Annotated in this window: 18 protein-coding genes; 13 read left to right on the top strand and 5 right to left on the bottom strand. The window is 59.0% G+C overall.

Annotation, left to right across the window (positions count from 1 at the left end; all coding sequences use genetic code 11):
* Window positions 1–14: 14 nt before the first annotated feature.
* The 9 genes from NAV33_RS06725 (at window position 15) to NAV33_RS06685 (ending at window position 9,812) form a co-directional block, all read left to right on the top strand.
* Complete coding sequence (locus NAV33_RS06725; protein WP_255978221.1) at window positions 15–749, top strand: response regulator; 735 nt, start codon at window positions 15–17, stop codon at window positions 747–749.
* Window positions 733–2,193, top strand: coding sequence for an ATP-binding protein (locus tag NAV33_RS06720; protein WP_272887264.1), 1,461 nt, complete (start codon window positions 733–735; stop codon window positions 2,191–2,193). The genes NAV33_RS06725 and NAV33_RS06720 overlap by 17 nt, the downstream gene beginning before the upstream one ends.
* A 239-nt stretch (window positions 2,194–2,432) precedes the next feature.
* Window positions 2,433–3,665 carry an AGE family epimerase/isomerase gene (locus tag NAV33_RS06715; RefSeq protein ID WP_255978219.1) on the top strand — a complete coding sequence of 411 codons (1,233 nt, stop codon included), beginning with the start codon at window positions 2,433–2,435 and terminating at the stop codon, window positions 3,663–3,665.
* A gap of 116 nt (window positions 3,666–3,781) precedes the next feature.
* Window positions 3,782–5,050: an ABC transporter substrate-binding protein gene (locus NAV33_RS06710; protein WP_255978217.1), complete on the top strand. Its 1,269-nt coding sequence runs from the start codon at window positions 3,782–3,784 to the stop codon at window positions 5,048–5,050.
* Window positions 5,051–5,165: 115 nt separating this feature from the next.
* Window positions 5,166–6,074, top strand: coding sequence for a carbohydrate ABC transporter permease (locus tag NAV33_RS06705; protein WP_255978215.1), 909 nt, complete (start codon window positions 5,166–5,168; stop codon window positions 6,072–6,074).
* Window positions 6,067–6,897 (top strand): carbohydrate ABC transporter permease, encoded by an 831-nt coding sequence (locus NAV33_RS06700; protein ID WP_255978213.1) that lies wholly within the window; start codon window positions 6,067–6,069, stop codon window positions 6,895–6,897. Before NAV33_RS06705 ends, NAV33_RS06700 begins: the two co-directional genes overlap by 8 nt.
* Before the next feature lie 10 nt (window positions 6,898–6,907).
* Window positions 6,908–8,065, top strand: coding sequence for an ABC transporter ATP-binding protein (locus NAV33_RS06695; RefSeq protein WP_255978211.1), 1,158 nt, complete (start codon window positions 6,908–6,910; stop codon window positions 8,063–8,065).
* Between the two features lie 236 nt (window positions 8,066–8,301).
* Entirely contained in the window at window positions 8,302–9,525 is a 1,224-nt protein-coding gene (locus NAV33_RS06690; protein WP_255978209.1) for a maltoporin, read from the top strand.
* A 95-nt stretch (window positions 9,526–9,620) separates the two neighbouring features.
* Window positions 9,621–9,812, top strand: a complete 192-nt coding sequence (locus tag NAV33_RS06685; RefSeq protein WP_255978207.1) for a DUF1289 domain-containing protein — start codon at window positions 9,621–9,623, stop codon at window positions 9,810–9,812.
* Here the strand turns inward: NAV33_RS06685 and NAV33_RS06680 are convergent, their stop codons facing one another.
* Window positions 9,813–10,676 (bottom strand): MurR/RpiR family transcriptional regulator, encoded by an 864-nt coding sequence (locus NAV33_RS06680; RefSeq protein WP_272887263.1) that lies wholly within the window; start codon window positions 10,674–10,676, stop codon window positions 9,813–9,815.
* Between the two features lie 152 nt (window positions 10,677–10,828).
* Here NAV33_RS06680 and zwf point away from each other — a divergent pair, with 152 nt between their 5' ends.
* The 4 genes from zwf (at window position 10,829) to rluB (ending at window position 14,957) form a co-directional block, all read left to right on the top strand.
* Window positions 10,829–12,298, top strand: coding sequence for a glucose-6-phosphate dehydrogenase (gene zwf, locus NAV33_RS06675; protein ID WP_255978205.1), 1,470 nt, complete (start codon window positions 10,829–10,831; stop codon window positions 12,296–12,298).
* A complete protein-coding gene (gene pgl / locus NAV33_RS06670) occupies window positions 12,285–12,998 on the top strand; it encodes a 6-phosphogluconolactonase (RefSeq protein ID WP_255978203.1) in 714 nt (237 codons plus the stop codon). Before zwf ends, pgl begins: the two co-directional genes overlap by 14 nt.
* Before the next feature lie 17 nt (window positions 12,999–13,015).
* A complete protein-coding gene (locus tag NAV33_RS06665) occupies window positions 13,016–13,666 on the top strand; it encodes a bifunctional 4-hydroxy-2-oxoglutarate aldolase/2-dehydro-3-deoxy-phosphogluconate aldolase (protein ID WP_255978201.1) in 651 nt (216 codons plus the stop codon).
* A gap of 139 nt (window positions 13,667–13,805) precedes the next feature.
* Complete coding sequence (gene rluB / locus NAV33_RS06660) at window positions 13,806–14,957, top strand: 23S rRNA pseudouridine(2605) synthase RluB (protein WP_255978199.1); 1,152 nt, start codon at window positions 13,806–13,808, stop codon at window positions 14,955–14,957.
* Between the two features lie 75 nt (window positions 14,958–15,032).
* Here the strand turns inward: rluB and NAV33_RS06655 are convergent, their stop codons facing one another.
* From NAV33_RS06655 to NAV33_RS06640, 4 genes are all read right to left on the bottom strand, one after another.
* Window positions 15,033–15,773 carry a YciK family oxidoreductase gene (locus NAV33_RS06655; RefSeq protein WP_255978197.1) on the bottom strand — a complete coding sequence of 247 codons (741 nt, stop codon included), beginning with the start codon at window positions 15,771–15,773 and terminating at the stop codon, window positions 15,033–15,035.
* Between the two features lie 72 nt (window positions 15,774–15,845).
* Window positions 15,846–16,517, bottom strand: coding sequence for an N-acetylmuramic acid 6-phosphate phosphatase MupP (gene mupP / locus NAV33_RS06650; RefSeq protein WP_255978195.1), 672 nt, complete (start codon window positions 16,515–16,517; stop codon window positions 15,846–15,848).
* Entirely contained in the window at window positions 16,517–17,215 is a 699-nt protein-coding gene (ubiG, locus tag NAV33_RS06645; RefSeq protein ID WP_255978193.1) for a bifunctional 2-polyprenyl-6-hydroxyphenol methylase/3-demethylubiquinol 3-O-methyltransferase UbiG, read from the bottom strand. The genes mupP and ubiG overlap by 1 nt, the downstream gene beginning before the upstream one ends.
* 137 nt (window positions 17,216–17,352) lie before the next feature.
* A complete protein-coding gene (locus NAV33_RS06640; protein WP_255978191.1) occupies window positions 17,353–18,684 on the bottom strand; it encodes a TRZ/ATZ family hydrolase in 1,332 nt (443 codons plus the stop codon).
* Window positions 18,685–18,863: the final 179 nt, after the last annotated feature.

Raw genomic sequence — 18,863 nt, 5'->3', positions numbered from 1 at the left:
AGAAAGGACGCCAGGTGAGCCAGGCTGGAAGATCGATTCTGCTGGTCGACGATGACCAGGAAATTCGCGAACTGCTAGAAACCTACCTCAGCCGATCCGGCTTTCAGGTGCGCACCGTTGCCGACGGCGCGCAGTTTCGCGAGGCCATGGCCAGCGATCCGGCGGACTTGGTAATCCTTGACGTGATGTTGCCTGACGAGGATGGCTTCAGTCTTTGTCGTTGGGTGCGAGGCCATCAGCGCTTGGCGCAGATGCCAATCATCATGCTCACCGCTAGTTCGGACGAGGCGGATCGCGTCATCGGGCTCGAGCTGGGCGCGGACGATTACCTGGGCAAGCCGTTCAGTCCCCGTGAATTGCTGGCGCGGATCAAGGCGCTGCTGCGCCGGGTGAATTTTGGCCAGGAGCGCAGCAGCGATGTGCTCGCATTCGACGAGTGGCGCCTGGACATGGTCAGTCACCGGTTGTTTCACCAGGACGGCGAGGAAGTACTGCTGTCCGGCGCCGACTTCGCCCTGCTCAAGCTGTTTCTCGATCATCCGCAACAGATCCTCGATCGCGACACTATTGGCAACGCCACCCGTGGTCGGGAGGTTATGCCGCTCGAGCGTATTGTCGACATGGCTGTCAGTCGCCTGCGCCAGCGGCTGCGCGACACAGGGAAATGTCCGCGGCTGATCCGTACCGTGCGTGGCAGCGGTTATCTGCTCGCTGCCCAAGTCGTGCCGCATCATGACACGATCGGTTAAGCGCCGTTGGCTACCCGTGCCGCGCTCGCTGCTCGGCCGGATGTTGTTTCTGACTTTGCTGGTCGTGCTGCTGGCGCAGGCCTTGTCGAGTTTCATCTGGGTGTCGCAGCTGCGCGCGAGCCAGATGGAAGGTCTGTTGACCAGTGCTCGTAGCCTGGCGCATTCGATGTCCGCCAGCGTCAGCTACTTCCGATCCTTACCGCTGGGCTATCGGCCGCTGGTGCTCGATCAGCTGCGCAGCATGGGTGGCACGCGCTTTTTCGTGTCGCTGAACGACAAACCCCTGGAAATGCAGATCCTTCCTCCAACCGAGCGCAAGCAGGCGGTGCTGGCGGAAGTTGACGAGGTGCTGCGTGATCGCCTTGGCAAGAATGTCGATATATCGGTGCGCTTCGTCAGTCCCGACGACCTGCGGATTTTCAACGGTGGGCTGAAACTCGATGAACTGCCGCGCTCCTGGGCGCATTACGCGCTGAGCCTGGAACCGCTGAATCCACCCGTGCTGGTGACGCAGATCCAGATCGCCCCAGGCGAGTGGCTCTATCTTGCTTCGCTGATGCCGGCGCCCTACGTCAGTCTTGAGGATCAAGGGATCCCCAATCAGCAACTCTGGTTCATCTTTCTCACCACCAGTTTTCTGTTGTTGTTCATCGGCATCCTCGTTCACTGGCAGAGTCGTCCACTCAAGCAGTTGGCGCGCGCGGCGCGAGAAATGTCGCTGGGTAGCGAGGTGGAATTGTTTCCAGAGGCGGGCGGTAGCGAGGTGGTCGAAGTCAGTCGCGCATTCAACAGCATGCGTGAACGCATCGGTCGCTATTTGACCGAGCGTAGCCAGTTGTTCAGCGCAATCTCCCATGATTTGCGCACGCCGATCACACGGCTGCGGTTGCGGGTGGAGCTGCTGGAGGACGAAACGTTGCAGCGCAAATTCAGCCGTGACCTCGATGAATTGGAGTTGCTGGTCAAGGGAGCCCTGCAGTGCGTCAAAGACACCGACATTCACGAGAATATTGAGCCACTAGATCTCAACCTTCTGCTTGATTGCGTCACCGAACCGTATCTGGCGCCCTCTGGTAACGGTCGCGTCACGGTGAAAGGCAGAGCGCTCGCACCGTATGCCGGCAAGCCACTGGCGCTCAAACGCTGCATCGGCAATCTTCTGGACAACGCGTTGAAATATGGCGAGCGGGCACATCTGTTGATCGAAGACGATAAAGACATTTTTGTCCTGCACGTTGACGATGAAGGCCCAGGCGTGCCGGAAACGTGGCTGAAGCAGGTGTTCGAGCCGAACTTCCGCTTGGCGGCCAAGCAACCTGGCTACGGCCTCGGGCTCGGGATCGCACGCAATATCGCCCACAGCCATGGTGGTGAGATCAGTCTGTGTAACCTGCAAGAGGGCGGGCTGCGTGTGACCTTGCGCCTGCCCCGCAAGCCTGAGTGAATGTCACAGGACCGTGACAAAAGCGGGCGCTTTCGTTACCTGACGCGATCCGGGCGGCCGCTAGACTCCGGCAACGGTACGCTTGATGACAACCGCCCAGTGACACGCAAATCACCTGTGCAACACGCTTCTGCCTTTGAACCGCCCGAACTCATTCTGGTGCTCACTGTCGCCACGCTGCCCGCTCATGGCGTTGGTGGAGTCGGCGACGAGATACCCGCCCGCATGGAACAAGAACAATGACAACACCTGCATTGAACCCCGACAGCTGGCTGCAGAAGCCTGCTCATCTGGCTTGGCTGGTTGGCGAAGGCATGCGCCTGCTGCCGTTTGCCCGGGCTTCGCGAGTGGACCAGGGGTTCGCCGCGCTCGATGCGAACGGGCAACTCCCGGCGCAGGCCTGCGCTGAGTTGATCCACACCACTCGCATGACCCATTGTTTCGCCTTGGCACATATCCAAGGTGTCCCCGGACACGCCGAGCTGGTCGACCATGGCGTCGCTGCGCTGCAAGGCGCCTTGCGCGATGCCGAATACGGCGGCTGGTTTGCCGACGCAACGGGCAAGGGTGAAAAGACGGCTTACTTGCATGCGTTCGTCGCTTTGGCAGCCAGTTCTGCGGCGGTTGCGGACCGGCCTGCGGCTCCGGCGCTGCTGGACGACGCGATAGCTGTCCTCGAGACGCACTTCTGGAGCGAAGAGGAGGGCGCTTTGCGTGAAAGCCTGAGCCGCGACTGGAAGCAGGAGGAGGCGTACCGGGGTGCCAACAGTAATATGCACGGCACTGAGGCATTTCTCGCCCTGGCCGATGCCACCGGCGACACGGTGTGGCTGCAACGTGCTCTGCGCATCGCTGAGCGTTTGATCCATGGACATGCGGCGGCACGCGGTCATGTGGTGGTTGAACATTTCGACTGCGACTGGAAGGCGTTGCCCGATTACAACGACGACAACCGCGCCGACCTATTTCGCCCCTACGGCAGCACGCCGGGCCATAGCTTCGAGTGGGCGCGTCTGCTGCTGCACCTCGAAGCAGCGTTGCAGCATGCCGGGCTCGCCGCGCCAGGATGGTTGCTCCAAGACGCTTGCGGGCTGTTCGCCAGTGCCAGCCGCGACGCCTGGCAGGCGGACGGAGCCCCTGGCCTGGTTTACACCCTCGACTGGGCGAGCCGGCCGGTAGTCCGTGCGCGCTTGCACTGGGTGCATGCCGAAGCCAGTGCAGCGGCTGCGGCACTGCTCAGGCGAACGGGAGAGCGGATTTATGAGGACTGGTACCGGCGCATCTGGGAGTTCTCTGCGAGTCATCTCATCGATCTTCAGAGCGGTAGCTGGCACCATGAACTCGACAGCGACAACCAGCCGGCAAGCAGCATCTGGCCGGGCAAACCCGATCTCTATCACGCCTACCAGGCCGTGCTTTTGCCGCGCCTGCCTCTGACACCGAGTCTGGCGACAGCCCTGACGGCTGTGTAACGAAGCGGTGACACATGCGCATCCCTTCGTTACGTCTGCAGGTATCCACCCGACTTAGAATCCAATGCAGCTCAAGCATTAGGCTTGTATGCATAACAACAAGAAAAGGTATTCAAATGAACGCGATCACTCGCCTAGCCACTGTTGTTTCTCTTGCCTCTTTATTTCCTCTCTCTGCGTTGGCAGCTGACTCCAAGGGCACTGTCGAAGTCGTCCACTGGTGGACGTCCGGTGGCGAAGCCGCCGCGGTGAACGTGCTGCGCGATCTGGTCGACAAGGCCGGTTTCACCTGGAAGGACAGCGCCGTCGCTGGTGGCGCGGGTTCTGCGGCCATGACCGTACTGAAGACCCGCGTGGTATCCGGTAATCCACCGGGCGCGGCGCAGATCAAGGGCCCTGACTTGCAGGAATGGGGCGCTTTGGACCTGTTGAGCCCGCTCGATGAAGTGGCCGAGGCCAACAACTGGGATGACCTGCTGTCGAAGACCGTATCCGACACCATGAAATACGATGGCCACTACGTGGCGGTGCCGGTGAATATTCACCGCGTCAACTGGTTGTGGATCAACCCGAAAGTATTTGAGAAGGCCGGTGTCGAGAAGGTACCCACCACCCTGGAAGAACTCTATGCCGCTGGCGACAAGCTCAAGGCGGCGGGCTTCGTGCCGCTGGCCCATGGTGGTCAGCCTTGGCAGGACAGTACCGTCTTCGAAGGCCTCGTGCTGGGCATCATGGGGGCTGACGGCTTTCACAAAGCATTCGTAGAGCATGATGAGGCGACCCTCACCAGTCCGCAGATGACGGAAGTGTTTACCGCGCTGAAGAAACTCGAGAGCTACATGGACGACAACCGTGCCGGCCGCGACTGGAACCTCGCCACCGCCGAAGTAATTAACGGCAAGGCGGGAATGCAGATCATGGGTGACTGGGCGAAGAGCGAATGGACCGCCGCCGGCAAAGTGGCAGGCAAAGATTACAAGTGCGTTCCGATGCCCGGAACTGCTGGCAGCTACACCTACAACATCGATTCCATCGCCATGTTCAAGCTCAAGGACGAGGGCGACATCGCGGCGCAGCATGCCTTGGCCAGGATCGCCCTGGAGCCCGAATTCCAGTATGTGTTCAACCAGAACAAGGGTTCGATTCCAGTGCGCCCCGACCTGGACATGAGCAAGTTCGACAGCTGCGCCCAAGCGTCGATGGAAGACTTCAAGGAGGCCGACAAGAATGGTCAACTGGAGCCGAGCATGGCGCACAGCATGGCCACCAACCTGGCGGTACAGGGCGCCATCTTCGATGTGGTGACCAACTTCATGAGCGAGAAGAGCGCAGACCCAAGCAAGGCTGGCGCTCAACTCTACGCAGCGATCAAATCCGCACAATAGGTTGACGCGGGCCGGCACCCGGCCCGTCTCCTTCGGCAATGCCCCGCGGCAGTACTTCATTTCTGCCGGAGGGGGCGTTCGGCCCGGATTTCACATCTCTGACTGGTAACGCCCGATGAGTGTCACGATGGTATTCCCCAAGGCCTCACCCTTGGATGCGCTGCAGCGCTGGCTTCCTAAATTGGTGGTGGCGCCGACCATGTTGGTGGTCCTGGTCGGCTTCTATGGCTACATCCTCTGGACGCTGGTGCTGTCCTTCACCAACTCCAGCTTTATGCCCAGCTACAAGTGGGTCGGCTTGCAACAATACGCCCGCCTGATGGAAAACGACCGCTGGTGGGTGGCGAGCCAAAACCTGCTGGTGTTTGGCGGCCTGTTTATCGGCATCAGTCTGGTGATCGGCGTGTTTCTCGCGGTGTTGCTGGATCAGCGCATCCGCCGTGAAGGTTTTATCCGGACTGTCTATTTGTACCCGATGGCACTGTCTATGATCGTCACCGGGACCGCGTGGCAGTGGCTGCTCAACCCTGGTCTCGGTATCGACAAGATGCTGCGTGACTGGGGCTGGGAAGGTTTTCGCTTTGACTGGCTGGTCGACCCGGACCGTGTCGTTTATTGCCTTGTGATCGCGGCGGTGTGGCAAGCCTCCGGCTTCGTCATGGCGCTCTTTCTCGCTGGCCTGCGCGGTGTCGACCAATCCATCGTGCGTGCTGCGCAGATCGACGGCGCCAGCCTGCCGAGTATTTACATGCGCATCATCCTGCCGAGCCTTCGGCCGGTGTTCTTCAGCGCGGTGATGATCCTCGCGCACATTGCGATCAAGAGTTTCGATCTGGTGGCGGCTATGACCGGGGGAGGGCCCGGTTACGCCTCCGACCTGCCTGCGATGTTCATGTATAACTTCACGTTCAGCCGTGGCCAGATGGGCATCGGCTCGGCCAGCGCGATGATGATGCTGGGCGCGATCCTGGCGATTCTGGTGCCGTACCTCTACTCGGAACTGCGGGGCAAGCGCCATGAATAGAGCATTCAGCCCGAGCCGGCTGGTTATCCATGCCACGTTGCTGCTGGCGGTCGCGTTGTATCTGGTGCCGCTGGTGGTGATGCTGCTGACCAGCTTCAAGACCCCCGACGATATCCGCACTGGCAACCTGTTGTCCTGGCCCGAGGTGTTCACCGTGATCGGCTGGGTCAAGGCCTGGGGCGTGGTCGACGGCTTCTTCTGGAACTCGGTGAAAATCGCCGTACCTGCCGTGCTGATCTCGACGGCAATCGGCGCACTGAATGGCTACGTGTTGTCGATGTGGCGCTTCCGTGGCTCACAGTTGTTTTTCGGACTGCTGCTGTTCGGCTGCTTCCTGCCGTTCCAGACCGTGCTGCTGCCAGCCTCGTTCACCCTTGGCAAGTTCGGTCTGGCCAACACCACGGCCGGCTTGGTGCTGGTGCATGTGGTCTATGGCATCGCCTTCACCACGTTGTTCTTCCGCAACTATTACGTGAGCGTGCCAAATGCGCTGGTCCGTGCAGCGCGCCTGGACGGTGCAGGTTTCTTCACTATCTTCGGGCGAATCCTGCTGCCCATGTCGACACCGATCATCATGGTCTGCCTGATTTGGCAGTTCACCCAGATCTGGAACGACTTCCTTTTCGGCGTGGTGTTCGCCAGCGGCGACGCCCAGCCCATCACCGTGGCGCTGAACAACCTGGTCAACACCAGCACGGGCGCCAAGGAATACAACGTCGATATGGCTGCCGCGATGATCGCGGGGCTGCCAACGCTGGTGGTGTACATCCTCGCCGGCAAGTATTTCCTGCGCGGGCTTACGGCCGGCGCGGTCAAGGGTTAGGAGAACGACCATGGCTGCACTTGAACTCTGCAATGTCCGCAAGAGCTATCCTGGAAGCGCCCACGACACGCTGAAAGACATTGATCTGAAAATTGACGACGGTGAATTTCTGATCCTCGTCGGTCCGTCCGGCTGCGGAAAATCCACGTTGATGAACTGCATTGCCGGTCTGGAGGACATCACCGGCGGCGAAATTCGCGTCGACGGCGCTGACATCAGTTCCGCCAGCCCGAAGGATCGTGACATCGCAATGGTGTTTCAGTCCTACGCGCTGTACCCGACCATGACCGTGCATGAAAACATCGCCTTCGGCCTGAAGATGCGCAAGGTCCCGGCGGTGAAGATCGAGGAAGAAGTATCGAGAGTGGCCAAGCTGCTGCAGATCGAACACCTGCTTGGACGAAAGCCCTCGCAGTTGTCAGGAGGCCAGCAGCAGCGCGTGGCGATGGGGCGTGCCCTTGCGCGGCGCCCGAAGATCTATCTGTTCGATGAACCGCTGTCGAACCTCGATGCCAAGTTGCGTGTGGAGATGCGTACCGAGATCAAGCTGATGCACCAGCGCCTGAAGACCACCACGGTGTATGTCACCCATGACCAGATCGAGGCGATGACGCTTGGCGACAAGGTAGCGGTGATGAAGGATGGCATCGTCCAGCAGTTCGGCACGCCAAAAGAGATCTACAACAGCCCGGCCAATTTGTTCGTCGCAAGCTTTATCGGGTCCCCGCCGATGAACTTCATCCCGCTGCGCCTGAGCCGTGATCCCGGTGGCTGGCGAGCACTGCTTGAGAGCGGTCAGGATCGCTGCGAGCTGCCGCTGAACCTGGTCGATGCCGACTCGCTGGAAGGGCGCGAAGTGCTGCTCGGTATCCGGCCCGAGCAAATCAGCACCGGTGCACAGAGCAGCTTGCCATCGTTGCGAGCTGAAGTGCAGGTCATTGAGCCGACCGGCCCGGATACGATGATTTTTATCAGCCTCAATCAGACCAAGGTTTGCTGCCGCCTGGCACCGGACGTTGCGCCAAGCCCCGGCGAAAGCCTGACGTTGCAGTTCGAGCCCGACAAGGTGCTGCTCTTCGATGCCCAGACCGGCGAGCGGTTGGGCGTAGCGCCCGGCAATGGCTCGACGGGCCGCAACGGAACGGTTACGCGGCTGGTTGCCCGCTGAATGCGGTCATCGATTCGGTGTGGGAAAAAAGCTTGGTCGCGGGATATCAGCGTACCGGCGCAGAACCTGTCTGAATGCTATTGATGGTCCTGGTTTTTCAGCGGCCCGAGGCGAGTGCCCTGGGGCCGTAAAAGTCGAACCGCAGCACGCATGATGCGGGCTTGCGGATCGGAAGGAGAGCCTATCCCGGCTCGATCCAACGGCAGTAACAACAATAAGAGCTAATTGGAGCGGATATGAAAAAAACCACACGCCTGGGCCTTGCGGTGTCGCTGGCCAGTCTCGCCATGCCGTTTGCTGCGCAGGCACTGGACTTCAACGGCTATGTAAGAAGCGGTATCGGCGAATCGAGCGCTAGCGAATCGCAAGCCTGTTTTCAGCTGCCAGGCGCACCGTCCAAGTTCCGACTGGGCAACGAGTGCGAACAGTATGCGGAGTTGGGTTTGCGGCAGGACCTGTTCACGCTCGACGACGGTTCGGTGCTAAGTGTCGAGGGCATGGCTGCGCTGTACAACGAATACGATCACACGCCTAAATTCACTGGTGATCATGGCTGGGCCCGGTTAGTTCAGGCCTACGCTGAGTGGAGCAAGGTGCCGGCGCTGAATAACGGCTCGTTTTGGGCAGGGCGGCGCTTCTACAAGCGGAACGACATTCATATTTCTGACTTTTACTACTGGAACCAGAGCGCAACCGGTGCCGGTATCGAAGATATGGAAATTGGCGGCTTGAAATACAGCTATGCCTTTTCCCGCAAGGACAACGTGTTCCAAGAAAATTACATCAATCGTCACGACTTCAACGTTGGCGGCTTCGACAGTAACCCTGGCGGAGAGCTTGAGTTCGGTGTCAGTTATATCGACGAACCGGACCGCGATGATGCCAACAGCGGCTGGTCGGTTACTGCTCAGCACAAACAAATCGGCTTTCTTGGTGGCAGCAACACTTTCGCCCTGCAATACGGCGAGGGTCCGGGTACCGGGCTTGGCTATACCGGTGACGTCACGTTAGACAGCAGCGCCAAGAGCTGGCGAGTGGTGGAATACTTTGATTGGCAGGTCACGCCGCGTTTCGGTGGCCAGTTTCAGGCGGTCTATCAGAAGGACAAGCGTCAGGATGGCGGAGATCAGGACTGGATTTCCGTTGGCGTCCGTCCAGTTTATGCGTTGACTGAGCAATTCAAGCTGGTTGCAGAGGTCGGTCATGATCAGATCGATGCGCCGGAGGGCACGCGCAAACTGACCAAATTTACCGTTGCACCGACCTGGTCGCCGGCGGGGCCGGATTTTTGGGCTCGCCCGGAATTCCGCCTGTACTACACCTACGCTCAGTGGAACGACGCTGCGCAGGAAGCGGCGAATCTGATGGCGGCCGGGAGCGCGTTGTCCGATACCGGCGCGTTCGATAACGCCCAGCACGGCTCCAATTTCGGTGTACAGGTCGAATACTGGTGGGATTGATCGAGCCGATAGCCTAATTCCGTTAGAACCTCCAGACGGCGGGGGCCTCTACTGAGCGGTAAGCGGTAGGGCCCCAGCTAAACCGGAGGTGGTTTTTGGGCGACAAGGCGAAGAATCCATGCGTCAGCGTTTGCAAACTCAAAGACGATATCTGCATCGGCTGCGGTCGGAGCCGGGACGAGATGAAAGCCTGGAAGGGTATGAAGAACAAGGAGCGCAAGGCGGTCAACGAAGTGGCCGCCAGCCGGCTCAAGGCGTTGGGCAAGGCAAAAAAGAAAAAGAAGTGATCAGCTGTCCTCGGTCGGATAGCGGGTCGCCATCAGACTTTCCTTTATCTTGCGCAAATGCGGTTGAAAATCGACGCCGCGCCGCAGCGTCACGCCAGCGGCCAATGCGTCGAGTACCGTTAATTGGATGATTCGCGAGGTCATCGGCATATAGATGTCGGTATCTTCCGGCAGCGGAATATCCAGGCTCAGCGTGCAGACCCTGGCGAGTGGTGAATCCGCTGCGGTCAGCCCCAGTACGGAAGCACCGTTGTCACGGGCAATCGTCGCTGCTTCCACCAATTCTCGGGTCCGACCGGTGTAGGAAATGATCACGAACAGGTCACCGGTATGGGCCACCGATGCGAGCATTCGCTGCATCAATACATCCACATGCGCGGTCACTGGCAGGTTGAATCGGAAAAACTTGTGCTGAGCATCCAGTGCCACGGATGCCGATGCGCCCAGTCCGAAGAAATGAATCTGGCGGGCCTGAATCATCAGGTCCACCGCATGGCTCACCACCAGTGGATCGATTGCGCGGCAGGCACTGTCGAGGGACGCGATGGCGCTGCCGAAGATTTTTCTCGTATATGCCTCAGGCCCGTCATTTGCTTCGACCGCGCGGCTGACGTAAGCGGCACCGCTGGCCAGACTTTGCGCCAATTGAAGCTTCAGCGCCGGATAGCCTGCAGCACCAAACGATCGGCAGAAACGATTTACCGTTGGTTCGCTGACCTTTGCCGCCTGCGCCAGCGCTGCAATGCTGTAGCGGGTCGCTTCCTGGGGATCACGCAGGATCACTTCTGCAACCTTTCGCTCCGCCTTGTTCAGCTCATCGAGCCTATTTTTTATCTGTTCCAAGAGATTTTTCATGCGATCCATGTCTCTTCCTTCAGGGGCTCGCGTCCGTGCCGCTGATAATAGCGAGCTCGATGTGCGAAAAAATCGTTTGATGTTGTTTTAATAACAACATTTTGTGCTTAAACTGCGCAGATAAACCTGTCACGCAGCTTAATTTGGTTAATATAAAAATCATGCCTGCTATTACTGTTGACGCGACCAACTTTGCTTTGTTCGGCGCCTTGGGCGATCTGGCGCTGCGCAAGCTGTTTCCGGCACTTTACCAGCTCGAGCGTGCGGGACTGCTCAATAGTGACACACGCATCCTGGCGCTCTCACGCGACCAAGGTGAGCCGTCGACTCATCTCGAGCGAATCGACCAAGCCTTGCGTCGCTATGCTCCGGCTGCGCAGCTGGACGAAACAGCGCTCACCCGGTTTCAGGCGCGGCTGCAGTACCTGACCATCGATTTCCGCAACGCTGAGGATTATGCAGCGCTGGCGCAAATGGTCTCCCCTGACATGCCGCTGATCGCCTATTTCGCCACGCCTGCGTCGGTTTACGGATCGATCTGTGAGCACCTCGCAGCGGCCGGATTGGCCGAGCAGACGCGCGTCGTGCTGGAAAAGCCGATCGGTCACGACCTCGAGTCTTCGCGGGTAGTTAACGATGCGGTGGCGCAATATTTTCCCGAGACGCGCATTTACCGGATCGACCACTATCTTGGCAAGGAAACAGTGCAGAACCTGATCGCGCTGCGCTTTGCTAACAGCCTGTTCGAGACGCAGTGGAATCAGCATCACATCTCCCATGTGGAGATCACCGTCGCGGAGACCGTTGGCATCGAAGGGCGATGGGGCTATTTCGACCAGGCCGGACAGCTGCGCGACATGATCCAGAATCACCTGCTTCAGCTGCTGTGCCTGATCGCGATGGACCCGCCAAGCGATCTCACGGCCGACAGTATCCGCGATGAGAAGGTCAAGGTACTAAAGGCGTTGGCGCCGATCACGCCGGAGCGGCTAAGCAAGCAAGTAGTGCGCGGCCAGTACGTCGCCGGTTCGGTCGCGGGTAAGGCGGTTCCTGGTTATCTGGAGGAAGAAAACTCCAACGCCGAAAGCAGCACGGAGACCTTTGTCGCGCTGCGCGCCGATATCTGTAATTGGCGCTGGTCTGGTGTGCCTTTCTATCTGCGGACCGGCAAGCGCATGGGCGAAAAGGTTTCGCAGATCGTTATCCATTTCAAGGAGCCGCCGTTTTATATCTTTGCGCCGGAACAGCGTTCGTTGATCAGCAACCGGCTGATTATTCGTCTGCAGCCGGACGAGGGCATCTCGCTGCAAGTGATGACGAAGGAGCAGGGGCTCGATAAAGGCATGCATCTTCGCAGCGGCCCTTTGCAACTGAACTTCTCCGAGACCTATAAGAGCTCGCGCATTCCTGATGCCTACGAGCGTTTGCTGCTTGAGGTCATGCAAGGTAATCAGAACCTGTTCGTGCGTAAGGACGAGATCGAATACGCCTGGAAATGGTGCGATCAGCTGATCGATGGCTGGTCACGTATTGGTGATGCGCCGAAGGCTTACCCAGCCGGATCCTGGGGGCCCGTCGCATCCATTGCCTTGATCACGCGTGATGGGAGGTCCTGGTATGGCGATCTCTGAGCTGGAGCTACCGTCGGATGTAGTCGCGCATAGCCTTGCCGGTCCTGAACAGCTGGCACAGGCGCTGGCCGAGCGGGTCGCGAAAGCGCTGGATTACGCCGTGAATTCCCATGGCAGCGCCAGTCTGGTGGTGTCGGGTGGACGCAGCCCTACCGCGTTCCTTGAGGCGCTCTCGACCCGTGAGCTGGACTGGGCGAAGGTGCAGGTCAGTCTCGCGGATGAGCGCTGGGTCGACGTAGCCGATCCAGATAGCAACGAAGGCTTACTGCGGCGCCACTTGTTGCAGAACGAGGCCGCCGACGCGCAACTGCTCGGCCTTTATCAGCCGGCCGATACGCTGGAGCAGGCGGCCAAGTTGGCAAGTGACCGGTTGGAAAGCTTCAAGCAGCCTATCGACGTACTGGTGCTCGGCATGGGCAACGACGGTCATACCGCCTCGTTGTTTCCAAATAGCCCGCTGCTTGCGCAGGGGCTCGATGTCGACGGAACCGACCATTGCCTGCCAATGCTGGCGCCTACCAGCCCGGAGCAGCGCATCACCATGACCTATTCGCTATTGGCGTCTGCCCGGGTCCAGTGTCTGGCGATCCAGGGGTCGTCCAAGCTCGAGACGTTGCGTCAGGCCATGCGGCTCGAAACCTTGCAGATGCCGATCCGCGCATTCCTGCATTCCCCCTTAGAGATCTACTGGTGCCCGTAAGGCCCGAGGACTTTTCCATGACTATGGACCAGAAAAACGCGCTGATCGAGAAGATATGTACCGAAGCCCGCATCCTTCCGGTAATCACCATCGGCAGCGAGGATCAGATCCTGCCGTTGGCCGACGCCCTTGCCGCAGGCGGGCTGAAGGCGCTGGAGATTACCCTGCGCTCGAAGCACGGGCTCACCGCCATCCAGCGTTTGCGCCAAGAGCGACCCGAACTCTGTGTAGGCGCCGGGACGGTGCTCGACAAGCGCATGATGGATGAGGTCGAGGCGGCTGGAGCTCAGTTCATCGTCTCGCCCGGTTCCACGGATGAGCTGCTACAAGCCGGGGTGAACTGTTCGGTGCCGCTGCTGGCCGGCATTAGCAACGCATCGGACATCATGCGCGGCTATGCGCTCGGTTATCGCCGCTTCAAGCTGTTCCCGGCCGAGGTGTGTGGTGGCGTCGCTGCGATCAAGGCGCTCGGCGGACCTTTCGCTGATGTGCGCTTTTGCCCAACCGGAGGAGTCAGTGCCGCTAACGCATCGCAGTACCTGGCGCTCCCCAACGTAATGTGCGTTGGCGGTACCTGGATGATTGATGCCGCTGCACTGAAGAACAACGACTGGGCAAGCATTCAGCAGGCCACAGCGGAAGCTCTGGCTGCGCTGGACAAAGCCTGAGAAAAGCAGACATCGCCGCGCGTGGAAGCTGGCCGCGCGAGGCTTGTCTGGGCTGCTAACCTCTCTAGTGCTTCACTGACCCGTTACGCGTATAGTGCGCGACCTTTCTATCGGAACTGCCACACCGGGAGGTGCCCAGATGACCGAACACGAAGATTCAACCCCTCATATTGCCCACGGCGAAAAGCTGCAGAAGGTCCTTGCCCGCATCGGCCTGGCTTCGCGGCGCGACGTGGAAAATTGGATTGCCGCTGGCCGGGTCAAGGTCAACGGTGCCATCGCGACTCTCGGCCAGCGTGTCGATTTGCATGACGCCATCGCGGTAGATGGGCGCCTACTCAAACGAGAAGAAGCCGCTGAAGTGGTCCGCCGCGTGCTGATCTACAACAAGCCCGATGGCGAGATTTGTACCCGTGACGATCCCGAAGGCCGCCCGACTGTATTCGATCGCCTGCCTCGTCCGAAGGAAGGTCGTTGGATCAATATCGGACGGCTCGATATCAATACCACCGGTCTGCTGCTGTTCACCACGGATGGCGAGCTGGCCAATCGCCTGATGCATCCTTCGTACGAGATGGATCGGGAGTATGCGGTGCGGGTACGTGGTGAGGTTGATGACGAAATGATTGAGCGTCTGAAGACCGGCGTTATGCTCGAAGACGGTCCAGCGCGCTTTACCGATATTCAGGAAGCACCTGGGGGGGAAGGCTTTAACCATTGGTACCACTGCGTGGTGATGGAAGGCCGTAACCGTGAGGTTCGCCGTCTCTGGGAATCCCAGGGGTTGGTAGTCAGCCGTCTGAAACGCGTGCGGTTCGGCCCGGTATTCATGACATCCGATCTACCGATGGGGCGCTGGCGCGAGATGTCCCAAAGCGAAGTCGACATTCTCAGCGAGGAGGTCGGCCTCAAGCCGATGGCTCTGCCGGGGATGAAGGCAAAGGCCAAGGACAAACTTGATCGTATGCAGCGCAAGGTGGCCAAGCCCATCGGACGCGGCGACCGTCGCCCTAGGGTGCTTCGCTCGGCCCATGATGCTGATGTGTCCAGTGATGGCGGCAAGGGCCGCGGTGCCCGCGGCGATCAGCCGGCACGCAAGCCGCGTGATTCCGACGAGCGCAACAAGCCAAGCCGCGGCACGCCAGTGGCGGAGCGACCGAACGCCGCAGGCCCTGGTAAACATCCTGGGCGTGTAGGCGGCAAGCCATCGTCGACCAAGCGCAGTGGCCCGCCGGCCAGCGAGGGACAACGCCCTGGCTTCGGTCGTGGCGATCGCTCCAAGCGTCCATGATGACCAAAGCGTAATGCATAGAAAAGGGCGAGGCCGGTGGTGGCCTCGCCCTTTTTCGTTTTGTTGTTGTTTGGGTTACTGGGCGTCTAGTGCCTGTCCATTTACGCCAATACTATCCGCTCCCATGAGATACAGATAAGCCGGCAGGATGTCCTGCGGCAGCGGATTTAAGACCGGATTTTCGCCCGGATAGGCCTTTGCACGCATATCCGTGCGGGTCGCGCCTGGGTTGATGCTATTGCTACGCACGGAACTTACCCCGTCGAGCTCGTCCGCCAATACTTGCATTAGCCCTTCCGTGGCGAACTTCGATACTGCATAGCCGCCCCAGTAGGCTCGGCCTTTTCGTCCAACGCTGCTCGACGTGAATATCACCGAAGCATCAGTCGACAATTTGAGCAGAGGCAGCAGTGTGCTGGTGAGCATAAAGGCTGCGTTGACATTCACCTGCATCACTCGCATGAAGTTTTCGCCGGACAGTTGTTCGATCGGCGTGCGCGGGCCGACAATTCCTGCATTGTGTAACAGGCCGTCCAGCCGTCCGAATTCACGCTCGATCATTGCTGCGAGCTCGTCGTATTGATGCGGCAGCGCGGTTTCCAAATTGAGCGGTATTACGGCTGGTTGCGGCCAGCCGGCGGCCTCGATCTCGTCGTAGACCTTGTTGAGGTTTTCTTCATTCTTGCCCAACAGCAGAACGGTAGCCCCATGGGCTGCGTAGGCTTTTGCTACGGCTTCGCCAATTCCGCGACCAGCGCCGGTCACTACGATGATCCGATCCTTTAGCAGGTCGGGGCGGGCTGAGTACTCGAACATCTAAAGCCTCATTTATTCAGAACTAGGGCGATTACCCAGCGGTTGTTAACAAAAAAAGGGAGGTATGGGCAGTCAGCTGCTGCCAAGCGCATTAGCCAACACGGCACGCAGTTCGAGCGGGTGATCGACGACTACGTCCGCGCCCCAGGTGTCCGGGTTGTCTTCGGGGTGAATATATCCATAGCGTACCGCAGCCGTTCGGCTGCCAGCTGCACGTCCCGATTCGATGTCGCGCAGGTCGTCACCCACGAACAGAACCGTCAGTGGGTCGAGACCCAGTTGGCTACATGCCAGCAGCATCGGCTCCGGATCTGGTTTACTTCTGCTGACATGATCGGGACAGACCAGCACTGCGGAGCGGGATGCAAGGCCCAAGTGTTGCATGATTGGCTCGGCGAAGCGCAACGGCTTGTTAGTCACGACGCCCCATAGCAGGCCCGCCCGCTCGATATCGGCCAGCAGTTCCGCCATGCCGTCATAGAGCTGGCTTTCAACCGCGCAATGGTCTTGATAGCGGTCCAGAAACTCCAGGCGTAGGGTTTCGAACTCGTCTGATAGCGGGTCGATATCGAAAGCACTGAGCACCATCGCTCGGGCTCCTCCAGAGACGACGTCACGAACCTGCTGATCTGGAATACGATCAAGGCCGCGGGCGAATCGCATGGCCTGGGCGACAGCAATAAAATCGGGCGCGGTATCGAGTAGCGTTCCGTCCATATCGAATAAAACAGCGTGCAGACGCATTAGGCCTCCCGTAGCGTCTGGACCATGTAGTTCACATCTACGTCCGATGAGAGTTTGTAGTGTTTGGTTAACGGGTTGTAAGTCAGGCCAATGATGTTCTTGACTGCAAGCCCGACTTCACGGCTCCAAACGCCGAGTTCTGAAGGGCGAATGAACTTCCGGTAATCATGGGTACCGCGCGGCAGAAGTTGTAGCAGATATTCTGCCCCGATGATGGCGAAAGCATAGGCCTTAGGGTTGCGGTTGATCGTGGAGAAAAATACTTGCCCGCCAGGTTTCACCATCTTATAGCAAGCGCGGATCACCGAAGCTGGATCGGGTACGTGCTCTAACATCTCCAGACATGTCACTACATCGAACTGTTCCGGACGCTCTTCGGCAAGCTCTTCTGCGGTGATCTGCTGGTAATCGATTTCGAGGCCTGATTCGAGCAGATGTAGCCGGGCAACCGATAGAGGGGCTTCGCCCATGTCGATGCCGGTCACCGTAGCGCCGCGCTGGGCCATGGCTTCACTGAGAATCCCGCCACCGCAGCCCACGTCTAGAACCTTCTTGCCAGCCAATGGAAAATGTTCGTCGATCCAGTTCACCCGAAGCGGATTGATCTCGTGCAGTGGCTTGAACTCACTTTCACGGTCCCACCAGCGGTGAGCAAGGGCTTCGAATTTGGCGATTTCGGCATGGTCGACGTTGCTCATGATCTATTCCGTTTGAAAGCTTGAAGGAGAAGCTTGAGCTGCAAATGCTCATGTTGCCAGCTTCCATCAGACGAAGGGGCTATGGTGAGGTGCATTGTGTACGTCAATTTGTCACGGGGCGCCGGTCCTCTTTGGGCTCAGCGCTTGGAACCAATCTTCTTTCCCCACTCTTGGGCTGTTGCTATAAGACGATCTTCGTCCATGCGCGTCAGCTGACGATCATCCAATAGTTGCTTGCCGCCCACCCATACATGGCGTACACAGTCTCGGCCGCTGGAGTAGATCAGCTGGGATACCGGATCATAAATAGGCTGTTGCGCAAGGCGCGACAAATCGAACGCTACCATGTCGGCAAACTTTCCGATCTCTAGCGAACCAGTATGCTCGTCCAGCCCAAGCGCGCGAGCGCCATTGAGCGTAGCCATGCGGAGTGCTCTGTGAGCGTCGAGCGCTGTAGCCGAGCCCGCGACGGCTTTTGCTAACAGCGCGGCGGTGCGTGTTTCACCCAGCAGATCGAGATCATTGTTGCTGGCGGCACCATCGGTGCCGATTGCGACGTTGATGCCAGCCTCCCACAAGCGCTCCACTGGGCAGAAGCCGCTTGCCAGCTTTAGATTGGACTCGGGGCAGTGGATCACGCTGCAGTTGTTTTCAACCAGCAGGGCAATATCGCCGTCATCGATCTGGGTCATATGAACCGCTTGGAAGCGCGGGCCCAGGAGCTGCAGGCGGGCCAGTCGCGCGAGTGGCCGCTCGCCATGCTTGCTGAGAGCCTCTTCCACCTCGTGTGCAGTTTCGTGGACATGCATATGAATGCCGATGTCCATTTCCGCCACGAGCGTGCGGATGCTTTCTAGCTTATCGTCCGCGACTGAATACGGTGCATGTGGGCCAAAGGCGATGCTCAGTCTGGGATGATGTTTGAGATCATCAAACAGCGCTACGCCCTTGCGTAGCGCCTCATTGGCGTCTCGCGCGCCAGGGATTGGGAAGTCCAATACCGGAATGGTTATCTGTGCCCTGATTCCGTTGTCATGAACGAGTTGACTGACGACTTCTGGAAAGAAGTACATGTCGGAAAAACAGGTAATGCCGCTCTGTAGCTGCTCGGCTATCGCTAGCTCGCTACCCGCATGCACAAACGCTTCGTCGACCCACCTGCTTTCCGCCGGCCAAATATGCTCACGCAACCATGTCATCAGAGGTAGGTCGTCAGCCAGCCCGCGGAACAAAGTCATCGCCGCATGGCCATGCGCATTGACAAGCCCGGGCGCTAAAAGCATTCCTGCAAGATCACGTGTCTCCTTTGTTGCGTACTTCGTGGCGGCCTCGCGCGGTGCGATCAATACGATGCGTCCGTCGCGGATACCCAGCGCATGGTTTTCTAAAACGACACCAGCCGGCTCGACTGATACGAGCCAGCTAGGAAGCAGAAGTAGGTCAAGCGGGCCGGCGAGGGTATACGACATGTGGACCAACAAGCTGAGCAGGGGAGGCTGCCAGTGTAAAGCCTGTGGAACACAGTTTGAAGGTAACAGAGGAAACTCTAAGGATTGGACTGCCGTTATCAAACGTGCTGCCTATATGTGGATGAGCCTTAGCCTTGCGGCACTATTCTCCAATAAGTCCCCAAATACTGATTGACGCC

The organism is Stutzerimonas stutzeri, assembly GCF_024448715.1.
GTDB classification, from domain to species: Bacteria; Pseudomonadota; Gammaproteobacteria; order Pseudomonadales; family Pseudomonadaceae; genus Stutzerimonas; species Stutzerimonas stutzeri_AR.
This window is presented reverse-complemented; position numbering and strand designations above follow the sequence as displayed.